Origin of the sequence: Aliiglaciecola sp. NS0011-25 (genome assembly GCF_040370605.1) — a bacterium.
GTDB classification, from domain to species: Bacteria; Pseudomonadota; Gammaproteobacteria; order Enterobacterales; family Alteromonadaceae; genus Aliiglaciecola; species Aliiglaciecola lipolytica_A.
The window spans coordinates 86,963-98,456 of record NZ_BAABWR010000011.1; the positions used below are offsets into that span (position 1 = coordinate 86,963).

Consider the following 11,494-nt stretch of genomic DNA (forward strand, 5'->3'; position numbering starts at 1 on the left):
ATGAGTTTTAATTACTTAAGTTCTAAAAACATTGATATAAAAGGACAATTTCACTGCAAAGCGAAAAATCTGAAGCCAAGTTGTTATGGTTTTATTTTAAAGACGCGTAATAAGCTGCTAATGCTTTAATATCTTTGTCGCTTAATCCTTTAGCCATTGCCGCCATCGTCGGTTCTTTACGCTCACCATTACGGAATGCTTTAAGTTGCTTTTCTAGATAAGCGGATTTTTGCCCAGCCAAATTTGGCCAAATAGGACTGAGGCTGATACCAGCACTACCATGGCAACTAGCGCAAATCATCGATTTCGTTTTACCCACCGATATTAACGCATCAGCGGCAAAGGTTTGCGTGACAAAAACCATGCTTGATATCGCTATCAAAAAGTAACGTATTTTGAGCATATTCAAATTTCACCTGTATCAATAAATAAGGATTTCGTTATCAATTCTAATTTAACAATGGATAACCCTTTTTTTCATGAGGTAAGATGAAGGATGTAACAACCAAATAACCTCAATCAGTTATTTCAATATACGTTGTATAACCAGGTGCTACATTGACTAAAATCAAAACTGCACACGGCATTCAAATTAATTAAAAATAACCAATAAAAACAAAATATTAGAGAAAAACAGAAGATTAAGGCGTGGTTAAATTTAGTATGATTGTCCCGTTAATTAGGAAAAAACTTTGAAATATAAATATGCAAAGTGAAATGAAAATGGCAAGCCATACTTTATTAAGTGGCTGATTAGAGGGGCTACAGGTTTTTCGCTAATACGCCATCTACTACCAGCGCAGCAATGGCCATCGACGCGGTCAGCCCCGGTGATTCTATACCGTACAGATTAACTAAACCTGCAATACCATGTTGTGATTCAGTCTGAATCATAAAATCTCTTGCCTCTTCACCTTTCCCATGGAGTTTAGGACGAATTCCAGCATATGAAGGCGCTAGAGAACCGTCTTTAAGGTTAGGCCAGTATTTTCTAATTTGCTGATAAAACCCATCTGCTCTAGCAGGATCGACCTTGTAATCCAATTCATTGACCCACTCGACATCAGGACCAAAACGGACTGAATTACCTAAATCTAATGTGGAATGCACTCCTAAACCAGCACTTTCAGGAACAGGATAAATAAGGTGGCTAAACGGCGCTTTGCCAGACAAGGCGTAATAGTTTCCTTTTGCATAATGAATAGCAGGCACGCTACTTTGCGGTAAACCCTCAAAACATCTAGCAATTTTCTGGGCGTGTAAACCTGCGCAATTAATTAAGTACTTTGCGTTAATTTGTATGCTTTGGTCGCCAACAATATCCAGTAGAATTGAATTATCAGTACATTTAGCTGAACCCAATTCCGCTCCTAGTGCTACCGCGCCACCAGCTCTTTCCAAGTCACCTTGTAAATTTAACATAAATCCATGACTGTCGATAATGCCCGTTGAAGGCGAAAACAATGCACCGTAACAGGCAAGTTCAGGCTCTAAAGCTAAGGCTTTTTGTCTGCTGTAAAATTCAAGATCTGACACATTATTGGCACGTGCGTTTTGTTGAATTTCAGTTAGCTTTTGCAACTGAATTTCAGATGTAGCGACAATCAGTTTGCCACATCTTTTATAGGCAATATTGCGTTCCTCGCAATACGCATAAAGCATTTTATTCCCCTGAACACAAAGCCGAGCTTTAAGAGAATTAGGCTGATAATAAATACCAGCATGTATTACTTCGCTATTGCGAGAGCTAATTCCTGTGCCGATTTGAGATTGACTTTCAATGACAATGGTTTCCACACCTTTTTGAGCCATTTCTCGTGCAACAGCTAAGCCAACGACGCCAGCGCCGACAACAATACACTCTACAGACTCGGCCATTTAATCACTCCTAGGCGCATAAATAAGGGGATGGGGAAGTTAAACATTACAGAGATTTCTTAGTCTCAGCCAGCGAACAGCTTTTGAAAACGCTTACATGCTTAGAATTCGATGAATTGTTATAACTTATCGCTTTTTTTTTTGAATGAGTAGTAAGTTGATCTAGTTTTTCCTTTTCAGACCCATTAGTGTTAGGGAGTCTAACTTTAATAACAAAGTTAGCTTAAATACAAAAATAATAATAAAAATATAAAACCCTACGGAAAAATAGTTCATGAATACTGAAAAACTAACCAAATATTTAGACAACAACGGCATTCTTGATGCCACGGAAATTATTCATAATCCATCCTATGAGTTTCTGTTTGAAGAAGAGACAAAAAGTGATTTAGTTGGTTATGAAAAAGGTATTGAAACAGAACTCGGTGCAGTGTCTGTCGACACTGGTATATTTACCGGTCGCTCACCAAAAGATAAATACATCGTTCGCGATGACACCACTAAAGATACGGTATGGTGGTCTGATCAAGGCACAAATGATAACAAACCGATTAGCACTGAAGTATGGCAAGAGCTAAAACAAACGGTTACTCAACAGTTAAGCAGTAAAAGACTGTTTGTTGTGGATACCTTTTGTGGTGCTAATGCAGATACCCGTTTGAAAGTGCGGTTTGTGACCGAAGTGGCATGGCAAGCACACTTTGTGAAGAATATGTTTATACGTCCAACAGAACAAGAACTTGAAGGTTTTGAACCTGACTTTCTAGTTCTGAACGGTTCTAAAACGGTGAATAAAAAGTGGCAGGAACACGGCTTAAATTCAGAGAATTTTGTCGCCTTTAACCTCACTGAAAAAGTCCAAATTATCGGCGGTACATGGTACGGCGGCGAAATGAAAAAAGGTATGTTCTCAATGATGAATTACTTTTTGCCGCTCAAAGGTATTGCTTCCATGCATTGCAGCGCGAATGTGGGTAAAGATGACGATGTGGCAATTTTCTTCGGTTTATCAGGTACAGGAAAAACCACACTATCGACAGATCCACACAGAAAACTCATTGGCGATGACGAACATGGTTGGGATGACAACGGTATCTTCAATTTTGAAGGTGGTTGTTATGCGAAAACGATTAATTTGAGCAAAGAACAAGAGCCGGAAATCTATGCTGCAATACGTCGTAATGCGTTGTTGGAAAATGTGTCTGTAGACAGTAATGGCAAAATCGATTTTGACGATAACTCAAAAACTGAAAATACCCGAGTCTCTTATCCCATTGATCACATAGAAAACATTGTCCAACCTATTTCTAAAGCCGGTCATGCAACTAAAGTTATCTTCTTAACCGCTGATGCTTTTGGTGTGCTTCCTCCTGTTGCTAAGTTAACCCCACAACAAGCTGAGTACTACTTTTTGTCTGGATTTACAGCCAAATTAGCAGGTACAGAACGAGGAATTACGGAGCCTACACCAACGTTTTCGAGCTGTTTTGGTGCGGCTTTCTTAAGTCTTCATCCAACAAAATACGCAGCAGTTTTGCGTAAACGAATGCACGCAGTGGGTGCCGAAGCATACTTGGTAAATACTGGCTGGAACGGCACGGGAAAACGTATTTCCATTAAAGCTACTCGCGCGATTATAGATGCCATTTTAGACGGTTCAATTAATCAAGCGGAAATGAACACACTTCCAATCTTTAATTTGTCGGTACCTAAACACTTACATGATGTTGAAGACAATATTTTGGATCCTCGTGACACTTATGAACAAGCCGAACAATGGACTGAAAAGGCTACTAATTTAGCAACTTTGTTCACTAAGAACTTTGTGAAGTTCACTGATAACGATGAAGGAAAGGAAATTTCTAATTCTGGACCAAAATTATAAAGTGAACGAAAACTGCTCAACAACATTTTGAGATCAGTAAAAATGAGCAGCAATTTGCATAAGTCAAATTGCTGCTTTTAATTTTCTACTCATAACTGGGGTTGACCGCATTAACAGTAAGAAAGGGCCTTTCTCTAATTCAACTCGATAACAGATAAACGTTCAATAAGTTTGGGTTCGAAAACGCGCTGAATTTCTCTATTTGACTCTTTATAAACATATTTCAAAACCCATTGAGCCGCCATTTTCCCCATTTCTAATACTGGGTTATCAATTGTGGTTAATTTGGGAAACATATGTTTTGCAAATAACACATCATCAAAACCAATCACGGATAAATCTTCTGGTAACACCAAACCATGCTCTCTAGCACAACTCATTGCACCGGATGCCATTTCATCATTTGAACAGGCTAATGCACTAAAATGTTCACCTGAATTGAGTAAATAATTCATCCCTGCGATACCACCGGTCTCAAGATAATCACCTACATAATGGAGTTTTTCATTAAACACCACGCCATACTCTTGCAACGCTCTTTTGTGACCAATTAAACGCTGCTTAGTATCTTCTTTATAAGTAGGACCGCTAATGTAGGCGATGTCTCTATGTCCTTTTTTCAACAAAGTCTGTGCAGCCATATAACCACCAGCTTGGTTATTAACAATAAAACACTGATCTTGCATGCTTTCGACGACGCGGTTCATAATTAAAATGGGGAGTTTGCTTTTGTTTAGCTCAATTAAATATTCATCAGAGATGGCTTCAGAGTGCACAATCAAGGCATCACATTGACGACTGATCAGAAAATCAATACCGTCTTTCTCTTCCGCCTCTTCATCATGACCGGCAGAAATAATCACGTGTTTACCAGCGGCTCTTAGCTCTGTTTCCACGCCGCTCATCATCTGTCCAAAGAATGAGCTATTAAGGTTAGAAACCAAAAGACCAATGCTATTTGCTTTATTTGATGCGAGTGAACGAGCGAAATTATTTGGCACATAGCCAAGCTCTTTCATGGCATGCATTACTTTGTCACTAGTGCTTTGTCTGACTTTGACATTGCCGTTCATGACTCTGGAAACCGTTGCCAAAGACACCCCAGCATGTTTTGCTACTTCGTAAATCGTTGCCATAAATTTTTGCTAATATTCGCCCTGAGACTAGAGGATAGCTAGCCTACTATACAATCGCCACCTTGTAATGAATAATTATGCAGCATTACAAAACATCCGATGTGTGTAAAGTTTAGGGCAATCAGGCAAGGATACTACTGAATAGAAAAAACTACGCCAATGCTCTTTGCCCCTTGAGTTCTAGAGTAATTTTTTTCTGTTGTTTATCGGTTAGGGGATAAAACAACATCAAAATTGCAGCAGCTATACCAAAAAATCCAGGTATCCAGCTCATCAACAATTTAATACCAGGTAAGCTATCTGCAACTGTCGTTTGGTCCATACCGTCGTAGCCATAACTAGACAATACTACCAGCACTAGTGCTCCTGCGAACCCTCCGCCAGTTTTCTGCACAAATGTTCCTGCAGAATAGACTAAACCCGTTGCTCTTCGTCCGTTCTTCCATTCAGAATAATCAGCGGAATCCCCTAACATCGAAAAGAACAAAGTAGGAAAAATAGCTGCAAAGAATTCTGCGGAACAACCTAGCACAAACACTAAGGTGACATTTCCTTCAGGCACCCAGTAAAAGCAAATAGTTAATATACTGCCAATAACTAATGAACCAATAAACAGTACTCTACGACCAAAAACACGAGCGAGAAACGATGTGCTTAATGCACCAAAAATAGATACCACTAACAGGGCTACGAAGAATTGACCTGTCATCAATTCATCACCAATAACGTACTTAAAGTAATAGGCAATCACACCGTATTTGATGCCATTAAACATCATGGTTAAAAAGCCCATACCCAACAAGATTAACCAAGGTTTATTAGTTATCAGGTCAATCATATCCTGTTGAGTCGAGCTAATTTGCTCTCTGGGTTTGGCCAGAAAGCGGTTTATTAGTATCCAAGTCCCAGCAATAACAACCGCAAATATCACACCGGTTAATACGTTACGGTAATAGAAAAACAGACTAATACTCATCAAAGGTAATAAAATAAACGGCAGATTTTTAGTCAGATCCCACAGCTCAGTTTTCAACCCTGAGGTGTTATTGACTACAGGTTTCACTCGCTCTTTAGTGGATAAAAACGTAAAGACCATTAACGCAACCAATATTCCAGCAAACAGATACATCGTTGATTGATAACCCTGTACATCATTACCTTGGCCAAATAAGTCGACGAAATACGGTAAAAACCCCATAACCAGCAAACCACCAAAGAATGCGCCGGCGAAGCGATACGCAGATAAACTGGTCCGTTCAACATCACATTCGGTCATCACTCCCATTAAAGCCGAATAAGGCACATTATTGAGGGTATAACAGAGTGTTAAGCCGATATAAGTGACATAGGCGTAGATTAGCTTGTTACTCGCTGACCATTCTGGTGTGGTAAAACATAGCACCATGAATAGGCCAAGTAATGGCGTAGAAAATAAAATCCACGGTCTGAACTTGCCCCACCGAGTATCTGTGCGATCGGCAATCATCCCCATAATGATATCGGTTATACCATCAGATAGTCTGACCACGAGGAACAACAATGCGGCCGCTGCGGCAGTCAAACCGAACGTATCAGTATAAAAAACAGCTAAATAAGCAAGCGCCCCGCGCCAGACTAAATTAGCGGCGGCGTCCCCCATGGCGTAACCGACTTTTTCAATTATTGGCAGTTTGGTTATTTCGCTTTGCATAATTTACTTTGCTACCTACTAGTAATCAGTTGTTTATAGGCAAGTCCACTGTCTTTAATAGTGCGACTCTGGGTAAGATAGTCAACATACACAATACCAAACCGCTTCTCGTAACCTTCTGCCCACTCAAAGTTATCCATCAAACTCCAGGCGAAATAACCGGCGATATCAACACCCTGCTGGGAGGCGTCATCAACAGCATTGAGATGTGATTGAAAGTAGTCAATTCTGTCTTGATCATTCACTCTGCCGTGTTTAATTTCATCCTGCATCGCCGCACCATTTTCAGTGATGTAAACTGGTGGCAGTGTATAACGTTGATGAAGAGATATTAAGAGCTCAGAAAGTGCTTTAGGGTAAACTTCCCACCCCATGTCAGTAGTGACTACACCTTTAGGTTGAAGCTCTTCATACCAGCCTTTGCCATCGCTGCGATATTTTAGTCTGGTATAAAAATTTACTCCTAAGAAATCTAAGCGCTGGCTAATCAAGTCCATATCGCCCGGTAAAATATCAGGTCGGTTTTGTGGTTCAATTAGCTCAACCACATCTGGATAGAGCCCTTCCATAACGGGTCGCATGTACCACTGATTAATATAATCATCGGCTATTTTCGCAGCCTTTATATCTTCAGCCACCTGAGTCTCTGGATAGCAGGGGGTGAAATTAAGTACAATTCCAGCCTTAGTATCGGGACAATTTCGACGCAATGCGCGTATGCCAAGACCGTGAGCTAACAGTAAATGATGGGCTGACTTCCTACCGTTTGCTTGTCCCGTTTTACCCGGTGCGTGCACACCATTTTCATAACCTAGGTAAGCTGAACAAAATGGTTCGTTTAAGGTAGCGTACGCGTATACTCGGTCTCCCAAAGCTTTAGCAACTAAATTCACGTAATGCTCGAAATGAAATGCGGTTTCACGATTCAGCCAACCACCCTTTTCTTCTAAGTGCTGAGGCAAATCCCAATGATATAAAGTGACAAAGGGTTTGATGTTGCGCTTAACTAACTCTTCCACCAAATCAATGTAAAACTGCATCCCTTTATCGTTTAGAGAACCGTCTTTTTTGACCACCCTAGGCCAAGAGATGGAAAATCGATAGGCATCCACGCCTAAAGAGTCAATCAACTCCACATCTTCGCGCCAAAACTTAACATGCTCACATGCCACCAGCCCGTTAGAAGCATCGGAGATTTTACCGGGTGTGGCACAAAAAGTGTCCCAAATTGATTCTAATCTGCTGTCCGCTGCTCCTTCAATTTGGAAAGAAGACGTTGCTACACCGAACACGAAGTCATGGTCCAGTAATTTTGATGAAGATGGTAAGGAAAGGTTGCTCATGATTTGATAATTACTAATTCTGTTAATGGTTAATCGGTATCTTTTTGATGGTCAACAAAGTGTTAAGCGCGAAAACTATAACGAAAACCACCTAAATGAAAGCGCTTACATTCAGAGGTTAGTTGGATTCGCAATAAAAAGCAATGCTTAACGTTAAAAAAATGTAAATACTGGAATTATTCTATCCCCAATACCTGTTTTGTTGATTTTTACTACAAACTCATCATCGTTAATTGGGTGGGCTACAATATTGTTGAATAAAACGTTGATGACTAGGTAATTGGGAAACCGCCTTAGATATTGATTGTTCCAGTGAAGATAAGAACTTTTCTAACTCCATCACCGGCATTCCCTGAACACTGGGATGGTATTGTTTTGGCTCAATCCCTTGACCAAGCATAACTTGTGTCCAAGAATCGACTCTAAACAATTCACCATCGGCTTGAAATGCATGGGCGTGATCGGTAAACAGCCGTATTCGATGAGCCAGACTCTCTGGCACCTCCATGCTTTTACAATGTCGCCAAAATTCGCTGTCTTGCCGTTGAGTAACATGATAGTGCAAGACGATGAAATCGCGGATTTTTTCGATCTCGTCGGTGGCTTGTTGATTGTATTCATCAATTACCGAATCGGATATTTCCCCACAAGGGAAAAGCCTGAGTAAGCGAATAATGCCCATCATAATGAGATGAATACTGGTTGATTCCAAAGGCTCCACAAAACCGCTAGCCAAACCAAGGGCTAGACAGTTTTTATTCCAATGTTTACGACGCCTACCTGTGCGATATTTTATCACTCTGGGCTCGGTAATAACCTCGCCCTCAATATTCGTTAAGAGATACTCTTTAGCTTGTTCATCAGTCATGTACTTGCTGCAATAAACAATGCCATTTCCAACCCTATGTTGTAATGGAATCCGCCATTGCCAGCCACTGTGATGAGCAATAGAACGAGTGATTGGAGATACTTCCCCTACCGACTTAGTTTGTACCGCAATCGCACTATCACAAGGTAACCAATGCGACCAATCTTCATAACCCGTATGTAACGCTTGCTCGATTAGCAAACCTCGAAAGCCGGTACAATCAATAAATAAATCGCCCTCGACTAACTGTCCTGAATCCAATTTTAAGCTAATGATAAAACCATTTTTGGGGTCTTTATTTACTGCGGCAATTTTTCCTTCTATCCTTTTCACTCCTCGAGATTCGCTAAACTTACGCAAATAAGCGGCATATTTACTGGAATCTAAGTGGTATGCATAATTGATAGATGACTTATCTGAAAGCGCAAATTTATTGGCCTTAGCAGCTTCCAATTCAAAACAGTATTTACCAAAGTCCTTTGCAACGCCCTGTTCTTTTCCGTATAGCCAGAAGTGATGAAATGGAGCAATAAAGCTTTCTTTACCTGTCATACCGAATGAATGAATATAGCTATCTCCTTGCTTACCCCAATTATCAAATTGAATGCCTAGCTTAAAGGTAGCTGACGTTTCTGCCATAAACTGAGACTCATCAATGCCCAACAGTTTATTGAATACTCGCATGGGCGGAATAGTTGCCTCACCGACGCCAACGGTACCGATTTCTTCAGACTCCACCAAGGTCACATTGATGACGGAAGGCATCTGTTTAGCCAATGCTGCGGCAGCTATCCAACCAGCGGTTCCACCGCCAGCAATAACCACATTTTTGATTTTTCTGTTCACCTTCTGCTCACCTTTGCGATCCATTTATCGATTTAGTTTATTGATTAACATGGCACGAAGTTGACGTGACATCATTTCATTCATGGGCGCTAAAAAACCATGGGCTTCAGGCGGTAAATGCTCTGTAGGTTGCTCACCCTCACCAAAAATATAGTAATCAAAGATATGCTTCCAACCTGCCTTTTCATGTGCCGGTTTATCGCGAAGACTTAGCATCGCGTGGTACAACACATTCATCGCAGCCCCCATATACTTTTCCGCATTACTCCACCAATAATTGACTAACACATTATATGGGCTTAGCGCCTCGACTTGATGCCACCACATACTCGGAATATAGATACCATCGCCCGGTTCTAATTCCGCGACTTGTCCGTGGGCTAATGCTTGTTTAATTTTCGGGTATTTTTCATAATCAGGATTGTGCAAATCCACCATAGTAATCGCCGGGCCACCTGGTGTAGGAGCTAAGGGGCCGGGATATAAGTTCGCAATTTGATCCGGTGGGAAAGTAATAAAACGCCGTTTTCCGGTGACAACGCAAGCAATATTGTCAGAAGCATCGTAGTGACAGCGAGCAATTGACTTGTTGCCAATCCAAATACTGGGTATCGGGGGTTCGGTCGCATGCTGTTTTTGGATAACAGGAATATGCAAATCATTGTCAGCGCGAAGTCCAGGGAAATTCAAATCAATAACATTTGATGCAATGTAATATCCTGGTGGGCGCTGATCGTAAAGATGTTCCATTATAAGGTCGAGCACCTCATCTACTTGTGCCCGTTTAGACTCATAATTTAACTCAGTTGCATTTTCATTGTAGGCGTACTTCCCTTCTATATCAGGATTGCCAAAGTAAGCAAATACTGACTTACCATTATAAAACGACTTTAAATAGTCAACGCTTTTTTGCGCAGATTCCAAACCTACTTCCACCAGCTTCCAATGCTTAACCACACCTTTAAGTACTACAGGGTGGCTATACTGATGAATATCATTAGGCACCTCCCCTGACTGACAATTTTCAATAACTTCAGTTTGTTTGGTGATGTTTAACATAGGTACTCTAAGCTCTGCTTATTAAGCAAATGTGGCGTTTTTACGCTGAATCAATTTTCTAATATTAGTAACAGATGCCACTGCCGCGTACGCAAACTGTAAATATCCCGATTGATTAAGCTCAAAAAGTTGCTCTGCTGACAGCGCTCTTAGTTTCTCCTCATTAATCGTAAAATTTCCAGATACTTTGCACTTTTCGCCGTTGTTTAAATCAAATTCGATATTAACCGGCTCAATCAACTCGCAACTTAGGAAACTATTAAACATTGCATCTTGGATTGCCATGCCCTCGTGAATAGACTGCAATCGGGTAGCGATATGATTCAAATAAGGACTGTTACCGCCATGCTCGAGAAATAATGGCTGCCCTTTGTCGGTGGACACCTTGGGATGTTGCATATCAATGTGTATAACCGGAGACGGATCTGAATGGGGATCTTGTTGCTGAAAACCGATTAAAAAAGGCCCTCGTTCAATCATAGCTGGTATGTAGTTAGCGTCCCAACCTGAAGGAGTTGTATCGCTTAGGAAAAGGTTTTCATCTTTTTGCAAACCAAACATAACAACACATTGATATTTACCCGTCTGTTGGTCTAATTGGAAAAAGATTGGATATTCTTTTTGTAATTCAACAAATTCTAGTGGGAAAACCAATACGCTGGCTACATCGTCGGCAAACTCTTTAGCATAATGCGCAAGCACCTTAGTATCTTTATGCTGCACATTATTCAAAAGCACATGTTTGGCCATTGTATTTCCTCAATAATTTTTTGCTCGTTGGTTATTTCA

9 protein-coding genes are annotated in these 11,494 nt (G+C 40.7%); 1 reads left to right on the forward strand and 8 read right to left on the reverse strand.

The features are described from left to right. Positions 1-91: 91 nt before the first annotated feature. Positions 92-403, reverse strand: a complete 312-nt coding sequence (locus ABWV72_RS11250; RefSeq protein WP_216049335.1) for a c-type cytochrome — start codon at positions 401-403, stop codon at positions 92-94. A 359-nt stretch (positions 404-762) separates the two neighbouring features. Continuing rightward, a complete protein-coding gene (locus ABWV72_RS11255; protein WP_353370595.1) occupies positions 763-1,878 on the reverse strand; it encodes an NAD(P)/FAD-dependent oxidoreductase in 1,116 nt (371 codons plus the stop codon). Between the two features lie 274 nt (positions 1,879-2,152). On the opposite strand from ABWV72_RS11255, the gene pckA reads away from it, so the two are divergent. Further along, positions 2,153-3,763, forward strand: coding sequence for a phosphoenolpyruvate carboxykinase (ATP) (gene pckA / locus ABWV72_RS11260; RefSeq protein ID WP_216049337.1), 1,611 nt, complete (start codon positions 2,153-2,155; stop codon positions 3,761-3,763). 134 nt (positions 3,764-3,897) lie between these two features. On the opposite strand, the gene ABWV72_RS11265 is transcribed toward pckA, so the two are convergent. From ABWV72_RS11265 to ABWV72_RS11290, 6 genes are all read right to left on the reverse strand, one after another. Further along, on the reverse strand, positions 3,898-4,899 hold the full coding sequence (locus tag ABWV72_RS11265) for a LacI family DNA-binding transcriptional regulator (RefSeq protein WP_216049338.1): 1,002 nt from the start codon (positions 4,897-4,899) through the stop codon (positions 3,898-3,900). A gap of 151 nt (positions 4,900-5,050) precedes the next feature. Then, complete coding sequence (locus tag ABWV72_RS11270; RefSeq protein ID WP_353370676.1) at positions 5,051-6,577, reverse strand: MFS transporter; 1,527 nt, start codon at positions 6,575-6,577, stop codon at positions 5,051-5,053. 23 nt (positions 6,578-6,600) lie between these two features. Further along, positions 6,601-7,932 (reverse strand): GH1 family beta-glucosidase, encoded by a 1,332-nt coding sequence (locus ABWV72_RS11275; protein ID WP_303500083.1) that lies wholly within the window; start codon positions 7,930-7,932, stop codon positions 6,601-6,603. A gap of 229 nt (positions 7,933-8,161) precedes the next feature. Next, complete coding sequence (locus ABWV72_RS11280) at positions 8,162-9,646, reverse strand: tryptophan halogenase family protein (protein ID WP_502902142.1); 1,485 nt, start codon at positions 9,644-9,646, stop codon at positions 8,162-8,164. A 24-nt stretch (positions 9,647-9,670) separates the two neighbouring features. Beyond that, on the reverse strand, positions 9,671-10,705 hold the full coding sequence (locus tag ABWV72_RS11285; protein WP_342806183.1) for a cupin-like domain-containing protein: 1,035 nt from the start codon (positions 10,703-10,705) through the stop codon (positions 9,671-9,673). A gap of 21 nt (positions 10,706-10,726) precedes the next feature. After that, positions 10,727-11,455, reverse strand: a complete 729-nt coding sequence (locus ABWV72_RS11290) for a SapC family protein (protein WP_353370599.1) — start codon at positions 11,453-11,455, stop codon at positions 10,727-10,729. Positions 11,456-11,494 lie beyond the last annotated feature (39 nt).

What these genes read in the sequence shown, in the direction of transcription:
- ABWV72_RS11250 (WP_216049335.1), bottom strand. Translation starts at nt 403, where the DNA reads ATGCTCAAAATACGTTACTTTTTGATAGCGATATCAAGCATGGTTTTT.
- ABWV72_RS11255 (WP_353370595.1), bottom strand. Translation starts at nt 1,878, where the DNA reads ATGGCCGAGTCTGTAGAGTGTATTGTTGTCGGCGCTGGCGTCGTTGGC.
- pckA (WP_216049337.1), top strand. Translation starts at nt 2,153, where the DNA reads ATGAATACTGAAAAACTAACCAAATATTTAGACAACAACGGCATTCTT.
- ABWV72_RS11265 (WP_216049338.1), bottom strand. Translation starts at nt 4,899, where the DNA reads ATGGCAACGATTTACGAAGTAGCAAAACATGCTGGGGTGTCTTTGGCA.
- ABWV72_RS11275 (WP_303500083.1), bottom strand. Translation starts at nt 7,932, where the DNA reads ATGAGCAACCTTTCCTTACCATCTTCATCAAAATTACTGGACCATGAC.
- ABWV72_RS11285 (WP_342806183.1), bottom strand. Translation starts at nt 10,705, where the DNA reads ATGTTAAACATCACCAAACAAACTGAAGTTATTGAAAATTGTCAGTCA.
- ABWV72_RS11290 (WP_353370599.1), bottom strand. Translation starts at nt 11,455, where the DNA reads ATGGCCAAACATGTGCTTTTGAATAATGTGCAGCATAAAGATACTAAG.